The 17,521-nt window shown below is 41.7% G+C and carries 13 protein-coding genes; all 13 read left to right on the forward strand.

The window, feature by feature from the left end:
* Window positions 1-4 precede the first annotated feature (4 nt).
* Entirely contained in the window at window positions 5-1,639 is a 1,635-nt protein-coding gene (locus D7Z94_RS08185; RefSeq protein WP_120711082.1) for a hypothetical protein, read from the forward strand.
* A 328-nt stretch (window positions 1,640-1,967) separates the two neighbouring features.
* Entirely contained in the window at window positions 1,968-3,080 is a 1,113-nt protein-coding gene (locus tag D7Z94_RS08190) for a glycoside hydrolase family 117 protein (RefSeq protein ID WP_245967192.1), read from the forward strand.
* A gap of 34 nt (window positions 3,081-3,114) precedes the next feature.
* Window positions 3,115-4,131: a zinc-dependent alcohol dehydrogenase gene (locus D7Z94_RS08195; RefSeq protein ID WP_120711083.1), complete on the forward strand. Its 1,017-nt coding sequence runs from the start codon at window positions 3,115-3,117 to the stop codon at window positions 4,129-4,131.
* Window positions 4,132-4,149: 18 nt separating this feature from the next.
* On the forward strand, window positions 4,150-5,337 hold the full coding sequence (locus D7Z94_RS08200; protein ID WP_120711084.1) for a glycoside hydrolase family 117 protein: 1,188 nt from the start codon (window positions 4,150-4,152) through the stop codon (window positions 5,335-5,337).
* Between the two features lie 64 nt (window positions 5,338-5,401).
* Window positions 5,402-6,172 (forward strand): SDR family oxidoreductase, encoded by a 771-nt coding sequence (locus D7Z94_RS08205; RefSeq protein ID WP_120711085.1) that lies wholly within the window; start codon window positions 5,402-5,404, stop codon window positions 6,170-6,172.
* A gap of 63 nt (window positions 6,173-6,235) precedes the next feature.
* A complete protein-coding gene (gene aldA, locus D7Z94_RS08210; protein ID WP_120711086.1) occupies window positions 6,236-7,690 on the forward strand; it encodes an aldehyde dehydrogenase in 1,455 nt (484 codons plus the stop codon).
* Complete coding sequence (locus D7Z94_RS08215; RefSeq protein WP_120711087.1) at window positions 7,691-8,782, forward strand: mandelate racemase/muconate lactonizing enzyme family protein; 1,092 nt, start codon at window positions 7,691-7,693, stop codon at window positions 8,780-8,782. It abuts the gene before it with no gap.
* Window positions 8,783-8,791: 9 nt separating this feature from the next.
* Window positions 8,792-9,835, forward strand: coding sequence for an aldose epimerase family protein (locus D7Z94_RS08220; protein ID WP_120711088.1), 1,044 nt, complete (start codon window positions 8,792-8,794; stop codon window positions 9,833-9,835).
* A 71-nt stretch (window positions 9,836-9,906) separates the two neighbouring features.
* Window positions 9,907-10,929, forward strand: a complete 1,023-nt coding sequence (locus D7Z94_RS08225) for an L-rhamnose/proton symporter RhaT (RefSeq protein ID WP_120711089.1) — start codon at window positions 9,907-9,909, stop codon at window positions 10,927-10,929.
* A 15-nt stretch (window positions 10,930-10,944) separates the two neighbouring features.
* Window positions 10,945-12,753, forward strand: coding sequence for an arylsulfatase (locus D7Z94_RS08230; RefSeq protein WP_120711090.1), 1,809 nt, complete (start codon window positions 10,945-10,947; stop codon window positions 12,751-12,753).
* Window positions 12,754-12,842: 89 nt separating this feature from the next.
* On the forward strand, window positions 12,843-13,556 hold the full coding sequence (locus D7Z94_RS08235) for an SDR family NAD(P)-dependent oxidoreductase (RefSeq protein WP_120711091.1): 714 nt from the start codon (window positions 12,843-12,845) through the stop codon (window positions 13,554-13,556).
* A gap of 48 nt (window positions 13,557-13,604) precedes the next feature.
* Window positions 13,605-15,422 (forward strand): DUF5060 domain-containing protein, encoded by a 1,818-nt coding sequence (locus tag D7Z94_RS08240; protein ID WP_120711092.1) that lies wholly within the window; start codon window positions 13,605-13,607, stop codon window positions 15,420-15,422.
* A 2-nt stretch (window positions 15,423-15,424) separates the two neighbouring features.
* Complete coding sequence (locus D7Z94_RS08245; RefSeq protein WP_147415851.1) at window positions 15,425-17,509, forward strand: hypothetical protein; 2,085 nt, start codon at window positions 15,425-15,427, stop codon at window positions 17,507-17,509.
* The last annotated feature ends 12 nt before the right edge of the window (window positions 17,510-17,521 follow it).

A 17,521-nucleotide genomic window follows, 5' to 3' on the forward strand; every position in this document is an offset into this window, starting at 1 on the left:
TTTGATGTTCCGAAACCAAAAAACATACCCATCTCTTGTTATTTTTTGGTTGTACTGTTTTTTCTTTCTAAGGGTTGGGCATACCCAGGACAGTATCGATAGACCTTTATTGGACGCTGTGGGCACTGCCAAAGTGATGAGATATCAAAACCCGGATAGTTCAGTGATCCTATTACAGGAGGCTTATAATGAATCCATATCTGTCGGCGATACCCTTCAAGCGATAAATGCATTGTTGGAAATGACCGATGTTTATGGGCATCAAGCCAATTATGCCAAATCATATGATTATTTCTGGGATGTTCTTTTTTTGTCGGATAACATTAAGAACGATTCCCTAAGGGCTATTATTTACTATCGCTTGGGCCGCATGTACAGTTTTTACAAGCGTAGGGAAGATGCATTCAAATATTTGCAGACCTCTTTGGATATCAACAAAAACTTGGTGAGCAACGGAAAAATGGACAAGGCCTATTTGGTACAGAACTACTACGCCTTCTGTAATACCTATAGGGAATTGGATGAGCCCAAAACGGCTAAGATTTATCTGGATAGTTGCTTTACATACTATAAGAATGTTCCTGGACAGGTAAATATGGCCTCTCTAAAGTTTGAAAAAGCCTTTATTTTGGGTCAGGAAGGAAAGACCAGTGAGGCCTTGCAGATCATGAAGGAAGTAGAACCTTGGTTTTTGGAGAACCTACCTTCATATTTGGTTCTTGTATATACCTATTGGGGAGATATGTTCCGCAGCGTATCGAATTTTCAGGAAAGTGAATCCTATTATAACAAAGCACTGGAAATTTCAGACACCTATAATAGTCATATAGATTTTACACCTTTGGTTTATGAAAGGTTATCCGATTTATATCTAAAGACCGGAGACTATCAAAATGCTTTTGAAAACCAACGGGCCTCAAAAAATCTTGATGCCCAATTTTTTGATAGTCGCAGTGAGAGAAATAAGCCCTTGTTGGAAATAAAGGATGAATTTCGCCGGGAAAAGGAGCGCCAGGAAAAATTGATACAGCAACAGCGTTTGGAACAATTGGAACAGGAGGATAAAATTTCCTTGCTTCAGCGAATCATTTTATTAGGCAGCTTAATTTTCTTAATAATCATCGGCCTTATCTATGTAAAGCACCTTCGCTCCAAGCATAAGGCGGAGAAACAACTGATCCGCCGTAATAAAGAACTTGAGATACAAAAGGCGGAAGAACTCTTGGAACTCAAAAACAAAGAACTTGCCACATCTGCCCTGCAGCTAGTAGAGAAAGATGAATTTTTGCAAATGTTGAAAGATAAACTCAAAAAGAATGGAGAGAGTGTAAAGGCTTCGGAACTGAATCAAGTACTTAAATCCATTTCTGTGAGCAATACTAGTAACTGGGAAGAGTTCAAACTACGATTCACCGCAGTCAATGAAAAATTCTACAAAGAATTGATTCAAAGATATCCTAAGCTCACGCAAAGCGACCAAAAAATTTGTGCCTTGATCAAGCTTAATTTTTCCAGTAAGGATATGGCAAGACTTCTGGGAATATCCGTTGAATCCGTACATACCGCACGTTATCGACTTAGAAAAAAAATGGGCCTGGACCGAAGTATAAATCTTGAGGAATACATTGCAAGTATGTAAGGACTGGATATCTTATCCCAATCAAGCGTTGTACAGTTTTTGTCTAGTGATCTTTGGATGATTGTACAGTCTAAAATCATACTTTGGAGCGTTGAAAATGACAGTTTCTAAATACTTCAAAGTGTAATCGGAATAAAGAAAGAGTACCCCTCTTTTTAAAGAATCTGAAATAGCAATTTTTGGCAATAATTACAATAAACTGCAAATAACCAATATGACACTATTTAAAAAAATGTTACTCTTAGCTGGTCCGGTTTTACTAATTTCCTGCAATTCAACGTCAGAACCACCCAGTGAAAACAAAGTTGAATCCGCAACCGAACATAAAATGAAGATTACCGATAAACAAATCGACCATTTGGGTATTACCAACAAAGAATTTTTGAGCGCTGCTTCCAAAAGAGCTTTGCAATGGCCGGATATTGGTAACGAGTGGTTTATAGAATTCAGTGGGCCACAGCCTTTAAAGGGCGATTTAGCCTATGAAAAAGGAGTTGTTCGCCGCGATCCAAGTGCCATGATCAAGGAAAATGGTAAATACTATGTGTGGTATTCAAAAAGTACCGGCCCTACCCAAGGCTTTGGTGGAGATATAGAAAATGATAAGGTATTTCCATGGGACCGCTGCGACATTTGGTATGCCACCTCGGAAGATGGGATTACATGGAAAGAAGAAGGATTGGCCGTGGCGCGAGGAAAAAAAGGGGAATATGACGATAGATCGGTTTTCACGGTCGAAATTATGAAGAATGATGGAAAATATTACCTCTGCTACCAAACGGTAAAATCGCCGTACAATGTTCGGGTCAAGAATCAAATTGGTTTGGCGTGGGCCGATTCGCCGGATGGACCTTGGACCAAGAGCAAAGAGCCCATCTTAAGCCCTGCGGACAACGGTGTGTGGAAAGGAGAGGAACAAAATCGTTTTATGGTGGAAAAAAAAGGAGATTTTGACAGCCATAAGGTACACGACCCATGTATACTTCCATATCAAGGGAAATTCTACCTCTATTATAAAGGAGAGCAAATGGGCGAACAAATTACCTTTGGCGGTCGGCAAATACGGCATGGAGTCGCCATTGCCGATAATCCCAAAGGACCTTACGTAAAATCCCCGTACAACCCAATTAGCAATAGCGGGCATGAAATCTGTGTTTGGCCTTATAATGGTGGTATTGCCTCATTGATTACCACAGATGGGCCGGAAAAAAACACGATTCAATGGGCTCCCGATGGAATTAATTTTGAAATCGTGTCTTCCATAAAGGATGCTCCACATGCCATTGGTCTAAATAGAAGTGCCGATAACGAAAAGGAACCTACTGAGATTCTTCGTTGGGGGCTTACACATATTTACAATAATGGGGACGAGCAAAGTATTATGCGGTTTACTTCAAGGCGTAGAACCTCACATACGGCCAAAGGGGAAGCATCAAAATAGTGAGCATAGAAGCATAAAAATTCAAAGACAGAAGATGAAAGCAACGGTTTACCAAGGAAATAAAACCTTTTCAGTCATAGAAAGGGAAATGGAGACACCTTCAAAAGGAGAGGTGAGGATCAAAGTGGCTTATTCCGGTGTATGTGGCACGGATGTACACATTTATCACGGGATGATGGACAAGCGGGTGAACGTTCCGGTCACTATTGGTCATGAAATGTCCGGTATCATTGATGCTATCGGCGAAGGGGTATCCGACTTTTCCGTTGGGGAAAAAGTTGTAGTACGGCCTTTGGATGATCGGGGTGTAAAACCTTCCGATAAGGGCTTCAATCATATTTGCGAGGATTTAAAATTTATTGGTATCGACAGTCCGGGATCTATGCAACAATATTGGAATGTACCGGCCTTTACCCTACACAAGTTGAAACAAGAAACGGATTTAAAATTGGCCGCTTTAATAGAACCGCTTGCCGTGGCGGTACATGACGTACGCCTAAGCGGATTGGTAGCTGGGGAGACGGCCGTTGTTCTAGGTGGTGGACCTATAGGTCTTCTTGTTGCTCTGGTCGCCAAGGAGACAGGGGCAGATGTCATTGTTTCCGAAGTAAATGAAAATCGGATTTTAAAGGCCCGGGAATTGGGATTAAACGCAGTGAACCCTACAAAAATAGATCTGATCGGTTACGTTCAGGAACGGACAAAAGGTCGCAAAGCGGATGTAGTCTTTGAAGTGGCCGGAGTACAGCCGGCACTGGATGTTATGACGGAAATTGCAGGGATACGTGGACGTATTTTGATGGTCGCTATTCACGGACAGAAAAGAGAGGTTGACCTCTTCAAGTTTTTTTGGAAGGAATTGAAGTTGATCGGCGCAAGGGTTTACGAAAAGGAGGACTATGAAAAGGCGATTGCCCTTATTACCGCCAATGAATTACCATTTGAGGAAATGATTACGGACGTACAACCATTAAGCAACATTCAACAGGTTTTTGAGAATATTGATAACAATCCTGACGGTATGAAAGTGCTTATGGATTGCCAGGCTTAAAAAGGAGTGGACAAAGAAATGAAAAAATATACGGTTTTAGTTTTGGGACTACTTTGCATTGGTATTTCTTGTAACACTTCCAAGGAAAAGAAGGAGAAAGCAGTTACCGATATTCCTTTTTCGGAGAAAACCGTAAAACAATTAGGAATTACAAACAAAGACAGCCTTAGTGCCGCATCCAAGAGAGCTCTTGAAATGGGTTATGATGCAGGGCCGGAATGGTGGACCAAGTTTCGCATTTCGGATATAAAAGGAGATTTAGGGTTAGAGGAAGGTGCTATTAAAAGGGATCCAAGCGCTGTAATTAAAGTTGATGGAACATACTATGTCTACTATACAAAAAGCTTTGGAAGGTCATTTGGATTTAATACAGGTGACCCATCAAAAAAAGTGTTCCCATGGGACTTATCGGAAGTATGGTGTGCAAAGTCAAAAGACGGTTATACTTGGAAAGATGTTGGTTTGGCCGTTGGCCGAGGAGAAACAGGATCATATGACGATCGTGCCGTGTTCACCCCTGAAGTATTGGCACATAAGGAAAAGTATTATCTCGTATATCAGACGGTGAAAGCCCCTTATGCGAATCGTGTAAAAAATCAAATAGGAATGGCAATAGCCGATTCTCCCGAAGGACCGTGGAAAAAGTTAGCTGAGCCAATTCTATCTCCAGCCACCAATGGAAAATGGTTAGGTGAAGAGGACAACCGTTTTCTAGTAGTCGAAAAAGGCGATTTCGATAGTCAAAAAGTACATGACCCCTGTTTAATGTTTTATAGAAATAAGTTCTATCTCTATTACAAGGGTGAACGTATGGGTGAAGGTCACACCTTGGGAGGCCGCGAAATCAAATGGGGTGTGGCCATCGCGGATATTATTACAGGCCCATACAAGAAGTCGTCCTACAACCCTGTGACCAATAGTGGACATGAAGTCTGTGTTTGGCCGTACCAAAATGGAATCGCGGCAATGTTGACTTCCGATGGACCTGAAAACAATACGATACAGTGGTCTCCAGATGGAATTAATTTTGAAATTAGGTCACATATCGGTGGGCGTACAAAACCACCTCATGCAGCGGGTCTGGCGAGGTCTTTGGATACTGAAAAAGCTCCGTTAGCTGCTTTGGAATGGGGATTGTGCTTTGACCACAAAGATGGTTGGGATTATATCAAAAGATTTGAAACTTATGTAAAAAAAGCATTGTAAAGTAAATTTTAGTAATAATCAAAAGGATTCCGATTTTAACTGGAATGGCATTAAAAATATTAAGATGAACGTATTGAATCAATTCAGCCTCAAAGGAAAAACCGCACTCGTTACCGGATGTAAACGCGGTATAGGAAAGGCTATGGCACTGGGCTTGGCCGAGGCGGGCGCTGATATCATTGGGGTAAGTGCCTCTTTGGAAAAACATGGTAGTATCGTGCAACAAGAGGTAGAGGGAATTGGAAGAAAATTCAAAGCCTATACTTGCGATTTTGGAAACCGCGAGGCCTTATATGAATTCATTGCGCAAGTGAAGGACGATTTTCCAAAAATCGATATTTTGGTAAACAACGCAGGTACAATTTTGAGGGCACCGGCAGTAGAACATTCTGATGAGTATTGGGATAAGGTAATCGAGGTAAATCAGACCGCACAATTCGTTCTTACCCGGGAAATAGGAAAGGAAATGGTTAAAAATGGTGCTGGGAAAGTTGTATTTACCGCTTCGTTGTTGACTTTTCAAGGTGGAATTACCGTTCCTGGATATGCGGCCAGTAAGGGTGCCATAGGACAAATGACGATGGCCTTTGCCAACGAATGGGCCGGTACGGGAGTCAATGTAAATGCTATTGCCCCGGGTTACATCAGTACCGATAATACGGAGGCTTTACGGAACAATCCGGAAAGGAACGATTCCATTTTAGCTCGTATCCCTGCAGGTCGTTGGGGCCAACCTGAGGATTTCAAGGGGCCTATCGTATTTCTATGCTCAGATGCTTCCAATTACATGAATGGAACCACCATGCTGGTCGATGGTGGATGGATGGGTAGATAAATCAAGAACATTTCGATCCAAACGGATCGGGAATATAAAAGATTAACCGAATCAATATATATCATGTCAAAAATCAAAGAATACCAATTATTCATTGATGGAAAATGGATTCCTTCAGCTTCCGGAGAAACCATTGATGTAATCAATCCCTCCACAGAGGAAGTAGTGGCCAAAGTGCAGAACGGTACTATTGAGGAAGCTCAAATGACGTTGGAAGCGGCTGAGCTGGCACAAAAGTCTTGGCGAAAACTACCAGCGCGCCAACGTGCCGAAATTTTATACAGACTAGCCGATGAAATCAAGGAGAACGCCGATTATTTGGCCGAGCTCTTGGTAAAGGAACAGGGCAAATTGCTAAAGGTCGCGCAAATGGAAGTAGCAGTGACGGCCTCATTTATTGAATACGCTTGTGAGGGTGCCCGAAGAATTGAAGGAGATATTATTCCTTCGGACAATCCAAACGAACAGATTTGGATTCAAAAGGTACCCCGCGGCGTAGTAGTCGCCATAACCGCATGGAACTTTCCGTTTGCTTTGGCAGGGCGCAAGCTAGGCCCTGCCCTGGTTGCTGGGAATACATTAGTGATCAAACCCACTTCCGAAACACCATTGGCCACTTTGGAGCTTGGAAATCTGGCAATAAAAGCGGGTCTGCCCAATGGGGTTCTCAATATCCTTACAGGGCCTGGTAGAGCTATGGGCAATGCATTGGTAGAAAGTTCCATAACCAAAATGGTGACCATGACAGGCTCTACACCCGTAGGACAACAAATAGCGCGCAACGCGGCCCAAAACTTGACCCATGTGCAGCTGGAACTGGGGGGTAAAGCACCATTTATTGTTTTTAAGGATGCCGATTTGGATGAAGCCGTTGACGCGGCCTTACATTCCCGTTTCGATAACTGCGGACAGGTATGCACCTGCAATGAAAGAATGTATGTTCATGAAGATATCTATGATGTCTTTATGGAAAAATTTATTACGAAAACAAAGGCCCTAAAAGTAGGCGATCCGATGCTTGAGGAAACGGATATGGGGCCGAAGGTCAATGCGGCGGAATTAAAACATATGGAACACCTCGTTGCTGTTAGTTTAAAGGAAGGAGCCACTTTGGCTACCGGGGGTGCACGCCCCAAAGGGAATCAGTTCGAAAAGGGATTTTGGTTTGAACCGACCGTACTCACCGATGTAACACAAGATATGACCATAGTTCATGAAGAGTCCTTTGGACCTATTTTGCCAGTTTTGAAGTTCAGGACCTTTGATGAAGTCATGGGCTATGCCAATGACTGTGATTACGGTCTAGCGGCCATGGTCTTTACAAATGATATGAACACCATCATGAAGTGCAATGATGAATTGGAATACGGTGAGATTTATGTAAACCGTGGTCATGGGGAACAGCATCAAGGTTTTCACAATGGGCATAAATTATCGGGAAGTGGTGGCGAAGACGGCAAATATGGTTTCGAGCAGTATTTGGAAAAAAAGACATTTTACATCAGACATAAGGCCTAGATGTTTACACGGATAAAGACCATTGACTGTAACCTGTTCAGAGTGCCTTTGCCAGAGGTTATGAACGATGCCAAACATGGAGACCATACCCATTTTGAGTTGGTTACGACAACCATACAACTGGAAGATGGCGCTCTGGGAACGGGTTATACGTATACCGGTGGAAAGGGTGGGCAGGCCATAAAAGCGATGGTCGTTCATGATATTGCTCCGGCCCTTATCGGAAAGGACGGCAATGACATAGATGCACTCTATGATTTCATGGAATGGCATATGCATTATGTTGGGAGGGGCGGCATTGTCTCCTTTGCCATTTCAACTATTGATATTGCCCTGTGGGACATCAAATGCAGGAAATCTGGACTTCCATTATGGAAAATGGCCGGAGGTGCTGGGAATACCTGTAAGGCGTATTGTGGCGGAATTGATTTGCAGTTTCCTATTCCCAAACTTCTAAAGAAAATGGAAGGTTATTTATCCTCGGGGTTTAATGCCGTAAAGATAAAGATAGGTCGAGAGAACTTGGACGAGGATATTGAACGGATAAAAGCGGTACGGGAATATATCGGTCCTGATATTACTTTTATGGTGGATGCCAATTACTCCATGAGTGTTGAAAAGGCTATCGAGGCTATTAAGCGATTCAAGCCATACAATATTACTTGGTTTGAAGAACCTATAATTCCGGATAACTACAAGGGATTTGCCCAGATTGTTGATGCCACCGGATTTCCCCTGGCCATGGGCGAAAATCTTCATACTATTCATGAATTCGAATATGCGGTAGAGCAAGCAAAACTTTCATATCTGCAACCAGATGCCTCCAATTGTGGCGGGATTTCGGGCTGGTTAAAAGTTGCCCAATTGGCAAACGAAAACCACATCCCCATATGTTCCCATGGTATGCAGGAACTACATGTAAGCTTGGTTTCCGCCCAACCCAATTCGGGCTGGCTGGAAGTGCATAGTTTCCCTATAGATCAGTATACCCACAGGCCTTTGGTGGTTGAAAATCATAGGGCCGTAGCCCCTGATACTCCGGGAGTTGGTGTTGAATTCGATTGGGCCAAACTAAGTTCCCACAAACAATAGAAGGGAAGAATGAAAATTGTCGAAACACATTTTGGAATCCTGGAAGGAAACGAAGTACAACTATACACTTTGGAGAATGACAATGGCATTCGTGTTAAAATCACCAACTATGGGGCGACTATTACATCCATAACCGTACCGGGAAAAGTAAGAGGTCCAGAGGAAGTTGTTTGCGGCTTCGATAATTTTGAAAATTACTTTTCAAAGGAATATAAAGAAAACGCTCCGTATTTTGGTGGGACCATAGGGCGATATTGCTCGCAAATAAAGAATTCCAAATTCAATCTAAACGGTACGGAATTTCAATTGGCAAAGAATTGTGGGGCCAATAATTTACATGGAGGTACAGAAGGGTTTGATAAAAAGATATGGGAGGTAAAGCCATTTGATCAAAACACATCCCAATTAGAGATGAAGCTCCGTAGCGGACATCTCGAAGAGGGTTTTCCGGGAAACGTATACATTAACGTTGTTTTCTCACTTGATAATGCGAATCAATTGCAAATTGCTTACAAAGCACTTTCGGATCAAGATACTCCATTCTCGATGACCAACCACACGTATTTTAATCTATCGGGCTTTGCAGAAACTGTAGAAGGGCATAACGCCCAAATAAATTCGGATAAAAAGCAAATTTGGGACAGTTCGGGTGCCGGGATCAATGAAAACGTTCTATTGGCCGGTTCTTTAGATGATCTTCGTAACCCTAAGACCATTGGTGATGTCCACAAGGCCATGGGAGATGGGTTTGAACATTATTACCTTTTTGAGGACAAAGGTTTTGATTTGGAAAAGGTAGCTGAAATAAAAGATCCTAAAAGTGGTCGTTCACTGGAAATATCCACAACCGAACCGGGCATGCTCTTTTATACAGGCAAATATACCTCTAATGAACTGAAGCGGGAATCAGGGCAACAATATGGCAAGTACAGGGGGTTCTGTTGTGAGACCCATAGGTATCCCAATGGGCCTAACCTTCTCGGTTCGCCAAAAAGCATCTTGAAAAAAGGGGAGTCCTTTGCGAGCACTACCATTTTTAAGTTTGGATGGTAATGGAGGTAGACCTGACAGGTTTTAGAAACCTCGTGGATTAGGAAAATTAAACGAAACATAAATATCAAACCATGATAGAAGGAGTTTTATGGGCCATCTTTGCTGGCCTTATGCTGGGGCTCTATGCCCTACCGGAAAAGTTTACAAAAGGGTTCAAATATGAAAATACATGGAGCCTATTTTTTCTCTTGACCATGTTTGTAGTACCCAGTATTGTTTCCGTAGTACTGATAAATGGTTTTGGGGACATATTTGGAAATATGCCGACCGATATTTGGATTAAAATGGGTCTGGCTAGTTTTCTGTGGGGAATCGGTGTCATGATGTGGAGCAAGGCCATTAACTACATAGGACTTTCTCTCGGTTTTTCAATATTTATCGGTACGGTCATATTGGTAGGTTCGTTGTTGCCTTTTATTGTTGATGGAATTCCCCCAGCAAACGTTCTACTTTTTATAGCCATTGGAATCCTGATAGTTTTATTGGGAATCGTCCTTAATGGAAAAGCTGGTTTGATTCGCGAAAAAGATGAGAAGAAATCCGATAGGGAACAAGAAGTCGATACTTCAAAAGGCTCAATGGCCACGGGAATTTTAATTGCCGTAATTGGAGGGCTTTTGGCTACAGGCTTTAGTTATGCCAATGCCGTAGGCAGGCCTTATCTGCACCAGGCAAGTGTTGCCCAAGGTAACCCTGATTGGATAACCGCGGTAGCCATAATGTTTCCAATTTTTATTAGCGGAGGGATTGTAATGACCGCTTATTTTCTTTGGCAACTGAACAAGAAGAATGCTTGGGGCCATTTTAAAATATCTTCTTTTAGTAAAAACCTCTTCCTAATTTTGATTATGGCCGTGTTCCATTACGCAGCATCCGCGCTTTTTGCTTATGCCGCTTCTAAACTAGGTGCTTCGGGCAATACTGTGGGTTATGCCATTTTCAACACCGCTTCTGTGGCAACAGCCATTATAAGTGGAATAGTAACCCATGAGTGGGTGCGGGCCTCTTCCAAAGCGCGGAAAATTCTATATGCCGGTCTTGGCTGTATGGTTCTCGGCATTTTGGTTATAGCTTATGGCAATGGACAGATGTAACACATAGTTTTGGTTATGCAATTTTTTCGATCGGAAATGGTTTACTTCTTGCTTCTAGTTAGTTTGTCCTGTACCGGGCCTCAAAAGCAAGAAAGGGATTTCACTTCCGAAATCAAACGTCCCAACGTGATTTTAGTAATGACCGATGACCAAGGTATCGGCGATTTGGGCGCTCATGGAAACCCTTGGATAAAAACGCCTAATATAGACAAGTTCTTTAACGAGTCTGTACGGCTTACCGATTTTCATGTGAGTCCCTTATGCACGCCCACAAGATCTGCTTTGATGACGGGCCAATATCCCATAAATAATGGGGTTTGGGCAACTTTCAAGGGAAGGGATATGTTACATGGGTCGTCCATAACAATGCCGGAAATATTTGATCAAAATGGCTATGTTACCGGACTATTCGGTAAGTGGCATCTTGGAAATAACTATCCATCGCGACCAATGGACAAAGGTTTTGATATTGCAGTTCATCATAACTCGGGCGGGGTAGGCGAGTTATCCGATTATTGGGGGAACAACTATTTTGATGATACGTATCTAGTCAATAACACACCAAAACAATTTGAGGGTTACTGTACCGATATTTGGTTTGATGAAGCCATAAAATTCATTAAGGACAAAAAAGACGAACCGTTTTTCATTTACCTTCCAACGAATGCACCGCACCATCCACTTTATGTAGAGGAACGTTATTCCAGACCTTATGATAGCTTGGTCAACAAGAATATACCCAGTGCCGAGTTTTACGGTATGATTACCAACATTGATGATAATTTTGGTAAACTGGATAGAGCACTTAAGGAGATGGGATTGTTGGAGAACACCATTTTAATATTTTGTTCGGATAATGGTAGTCAATTCGGGGTAAGCGAAGACTATAGTTTGGGTTGGAACAAGGGATTACGGGGAAGAAAATCTGATAAATTGGAAGCAGGCCATAGGGTCCCCTTTTTCATTCGATGGCCCAAGGCCGGGATAAAGGACGGTAAGAATCTGACCGACCTAACTTCCCATGTAGATGTATTACCAACGCTTGCAGGTCTTTGCAATATGACACTACCAACAGGTTTTAAGGGTGATGGCATTGATCTTTCAGAAGTACTTTTAGACCCTGACAAACAGATATCGGAAAGAACAGTTTTTGTTCACCATCGGCAGGATTATCGCCAACCTGAACCTATCGAGGGTTCTTGTGTAATGCGCGGAAAATGGCGTTTGTTGAACGGGTCACAACTATATGATATCACAACCGATCCAAAGCAAGAACATAATATTGCCAAAGACTATCCGGAGGTGGTAAAACAACTTCTATCGGATAACAAGACGTTTATATCCAAGGCCATACAAAAAAAGGAATATCAGGAATTGGCCCACAAAAAGGTGGGTAGTAATCTACAAAAGACAACGACACTTACCATACAACATGCCTTAGGTGAAGATGGCCCAATATGGATGCAGGATGAAATTACTGCTGGGATCAAGAACAAAAATGCATTGCATCCCATAGAAATAATGAAAAAAGGAACCTATAGAATTCGATGTAGACGTTGGCCAATGGAATGTCCAGGTACTATTAACGGTATTCCAGAACAGAATCCAAAAGGACTGTTCGAATATAAATCCTTGGACGTCCAGAAAATTGAAATTTCCATGTTCGGTAAATCCTATCAAAAGAATGTCGCGCCTATAGATGAGTATATTGATTTCGAAATTGAATTGAACCCGGGAAAAACGATGCTTAAAACGGAGTTTATTATACAAAATGAAACATATGGTGTGTATTATACCTATGTGGAATTGGTAAAAGAATCGTAAATTCCTCTATTCATTTATATAGGGACAATAGCATCGGTATTGTCCTTATTGATGCTTCAGTGCTTTTAAAGTTTTATCTCCTAGGGAATATGAAAATAAATGACTTCTCCCAAAGTGTTTTCATAACAGGTGCCAATCGTGGTATGGGCCTGGGATATGTAGTTCATTATTTAAAAAAAACCTTTTCAGTTATAGCCACGGCCAAAAATCCAGATAGGGCAGGGGAGTTATTACGGCTTAAAAAAGAATATCCCGATCAATTATCGGTATTGGAGTTGGATGTTAGCTGCGAGGCATCTATTTTGAAACTTGTGGATCAATTACAAAGCATGGGCGTTACCTTTCTTCTGGCCATTAACAATGCAGGTATTTCCTTGGAAGAGGAATTTGGTAAATGGACCAAGGCTACATTTGAAGCTCATTTTAGGGTAAATACCATAGGACCTGCGCTGATCTCGCAAGCGTTACTGCCTTTTTTGGAAAAAGGAGCTAAATTGATACAGGTGTCCTCCGGTTTGGGATCATTGGAAAAAAAGAGTAATCTTAACCATGGTTTGGATGCTTATGCTGCAAGTAAATGTGCCTTGCATAGTATTGCTGTGAACTTGGCCGAAAAACTGAGAACAAAAAATATTATGGTATTTGTTATTAATCCTGGATGGGTCAAAACAAAGATGGGCGGTGACGAAGCTCCCACTTCAATTGATGAAGCTATTGGCAATATAACAGGAACCATAGAACGGTTAACATTTGAACAAACAGGTAGTTTTTTATCAGAAAAGGGAGAGCCAATTCCATGGTAGCCAATATTGAATAAAGAACAAATAAACATTTAAAAAAATAAAAATAAAATGATTAAAGACGTAAAGATTGCAGCTTGCTTGTTAGTGCTTTTATTTATGACGCCGAATACTATAATGGCCCAAGAGATTAAAGGCGAGCTCAAAAAATGGCATAAAGTAACACTGGTCTTTGAGGGACCACAAACTTCGGAAAAAGCAGAGGAAAATCCTTTTTTAGACTATCGTTTAAATGTCACTTTCACGCACTCAGCATCACAGGAAAAATTTGTAATCCCAGGGTACTATGCGGCAGATGGGGATGCCGCCAATACAGGTGCCGAAGCAGGAAATATTTGGAAAGTCCATTTTGCCCCGGATAAAGAAGGAGAATGGACGTATCAGGTAGATTTCAAAAAAGGAAAATGGGCCGCCGTACGTTCATCGGAAAAGATAAAGAGCGCAGAATATATGGATGGCAAGACAGGCAGTTTCACCATCAACAAAACGGACAAAACCGGAAGGGACTTCAGAGGGAAGGGAAGGTTGCAATACGTGGGCGAGCGTTACCTAAAATTTCAGAATGGTGAATATTTCTTAAAATGTGGGTCCGATGCCCCGGAGAACCTTTTGGCCTACGATCAATTTGACGGTACTTTTAAAAATGATGGTCATAAAGATGACTTGATAAAAAAATGGGAAGCTCATCGGCAAGACTGGAAAGAAGGTGACCCTATTTGGAAGGGTGGCAAAGGAAAAGAGATTATAGGAGCAATCAATTATTTGGCTTCCAAGGGAATGAACGCTTTTTCATTTTTAACCATGAATATTGAAGGTGATGATCAAAATGTTTTCCCCTATATAGATTACGATACCTGGGATCGCTTTGATACTTCAAAATTGGATCAATGGGAAATTCTTTTTGAACACGGCGATAAACTAGGTATGTTTTTGCATTTTAAAACCTTGGAGTTTGAAAACCAGGGCCTATTGGACAATGGGGGTACCGGATTGTATACTAAATTATATTATCGTGAGCTCATTGCACGTTTCGGACATCATTTGGCCATGAATTGGAACTTGGCCGAGGAAACGGGGGATTGGACCGAGACACCGCCGACTTTTCCATTGGATGCGGCGGAAAGAATTCGATTGGCCGAATACATTTCCTTTGTGGATCCTTATAAGCATCACCTTGTTATCCATAATGGAGCATGGTACGATGAAATTTATGGTCCGAACACAAAGTTTACGGGAGCCTCCTTACAGACCAATAAAGCTGATTTCAGTAATGTTCACAAATCTGTTTTAAGGATTTTGAACGAATCCAAAAAAGCTGGTAAAATTTGGGCGGTTGCCTGTGATGAACCTGGGGATGCCCAACATTCCTTGATTACCGATACGGAAGACCCAGAGCACAATGATGCACGGAAAAATGGACTTTGGGGCGCCATGATGGCCGGTGCATGGGGCACGGAATGGTATTTCGGTTATAAGCACCCACATTCAGATTTAACCTGTCAAGACTATCGCTCTCGAGACCTTTTCTGGGACCAGGGAAAAATATGCCTTGATTTTTTTAATGAAAACAATATCCCCTTTTGGAATATGGAATCCAATGATTCCCTTATCTCCTCAGAAGGCGATTACGTTTTGTCCCAAACTGGGGAGAGTTATGTAGTGTATCTGAAAAATGGGGGTGAATCAACCTTGGACTTAGGAAATTCAGATGGGGATTATGAGGTTTCTTGGTATAATCCACGGAAAGGTGGAGCATTACAGAAAGGAAAGATCAAATCAATATCCGGCTCAGGAAATCAATCACTTGGCAAACCTCCTGTAAAGAAGGAGCAAGATAAGGATTGGGTGGTTTGGGTTCAAAAGAAATAAGTGTGAAAAAAGTTTTGTTTCCTTTTGTACTGGTGCTTTTCTGGTCCTGTCAGAACCGATCCGATACTATAACGGTATTTATGGAGGATGATTTAAGGAAAAAAACGGCATACGCATTTGACGAGTTGCAGAATAATCTAAAAGGCCATGAACTCAATTTGGTTTTTTCCGAAAACCCAGAAAAGGCCCAATTCGTCGTGAAGACCTCCACATCCAAGGAAAAGGATGCCAACGATGGTTTTTCAATTCAAAAGGAGGGCGGAAAACTAATACTTTCGTCAGAAAATTCAAGAGGAGCGCTTTATGGGGTATTGGACATAGCCGACCAATTGAAAAAAGGTATTGACTGGTATGCTGTCGAAGAAAAATCTATAGCCGCTCATTATCCATTTAGGGCCATTAAATTTAACCTGCCCTGGTTCTCCTATCGTAGCGGGGAAAACTTGTCCCTTCATTACGAGACTTGTCGTGATTTAAAGTTTTGGGAGTCTTTCTTGGACATGATGGTCGAGAATAAATTCAATACACTTACACTTTGGAATTTACATCCGTACATGTTCATGGTACAATCCGAAGCCTTTCCAAAAGCATCGCCTTTTACCAAAGCGGAAATGGAAGAATGGCAAATCTTCTGGAAAAGCCTATTCAAAATGGCCAAGGCCCGTGGTATCGACCCTTATATTTTTAACTGGAATATTTTTGTTTCGGAGGAATTCAGCAAAGAGTACAACGTAGCCGAGTATTCTAAAGATAGTGGTTTTTGGGGCGATGGAGAAACGAATGAACTTATAGAGCAGTATACCAAAGAAATGGTTACCAATACCATTAATGAATATGAAGATTTGGCCGGAATCGGTATTACCTTGGGCGAGCGTATGGGTGGAATGACCTCGGAAGAGCGCCGCGATTGGATAGACCGTACCCTTATTCAAGGGATAAAAGAGGCGGACAGAAAAGTGAAATTGTTTTATAGGGCACCACTTTCAGCCGGAAAAAGCAGTGAAGGCACAACAAGTGTGTCCGCCGAAAAATTGACACGTGAAGCCATAGAAAATATTGGATTGGAAGATGATGTACTCTTAGGTTTTAAATTCAACTGGTCGCATGCCCATTCGTCTCCCAAGGTATCTATTGTACATGGGGGTATTTTAACGGATACCTATTGGAAACCAGCCCCTAAGAACTATAAAGGGGTGTGGACTATGCGCAATGAGGACTTTTTCGCACTGCGTTGGGCGCAACCGGATTTTATCCGAGATTTTATACAACACAACAGCCAAGATTATATTGGGGGGTGTATTATTGGCTCGGAGACTTATATTCCTGCTAAGGATTACATCACCAAAAAGGAATTTCAAACATGGGACTATGCCTATGAACGGCAGTGGTTATTCTATAAGGTTTGGGGTAATCTACTCTATAATAAAATAACACCGGACTCTTATTTTGCAGAGGCCTTGGCCAAAAAATTCGATTTGGAAGATGCCTCGGAACTGATTTCAGCTTGGAAAATGGCCTCTCAGAATGCCAATCGTTTTGCTAGTTTTTTTCGTGGTACCTGGGATGCCACCTTGTATACTGAGGGGATGACCACTGTTGGAGGTAAATTCATTGATATAGAAAAGATGATGACCCATCCTGTTTTGGATTCTTCCTATGTAAACATTTCCGATTTCGTAAAAGGATACTTCAAAGATGATCAGATTACACCATTGCAACTAGCCGATAATACAGAAATGGAAAGTAATGAAGCACAGAAAATTGCCAATAGCATAAAGAATGAAAATCAATCCCAAGAATTGCAGATCGAGTTAAACGATATTGATGCTTGGGGCCATTTCGGTTTATACTTTGCCGATAAAATACGTGGAGGTGTAGCGCTTCAAAAGTATAGAGTCAGCGGAAATGACGAACTTCAACAAGAAGCAGTTTCACATCTAAAGAATGCACTACAACATTGGAAGGATTATACCCAAGCCATGGAAAAATATAACGTATCAACAATGCCTTATCAATTTGATCAAGAGTTCTCATGGCGAAAACATATTGTTAATGCAGAAAATGATATTCGTATCGCTGAAAAATAAGGATTATCAAAT

The organism is Ulvibacterium marinum (genome assembly GCF_003626755.1).
GTDB classification, from domain to species: Bacteria; Bacteroidota; Bacteroidia; order Flavobacteriales; family Flavobacteriaceae; genus Ulvibacterium; species Ulvibacterium marinum.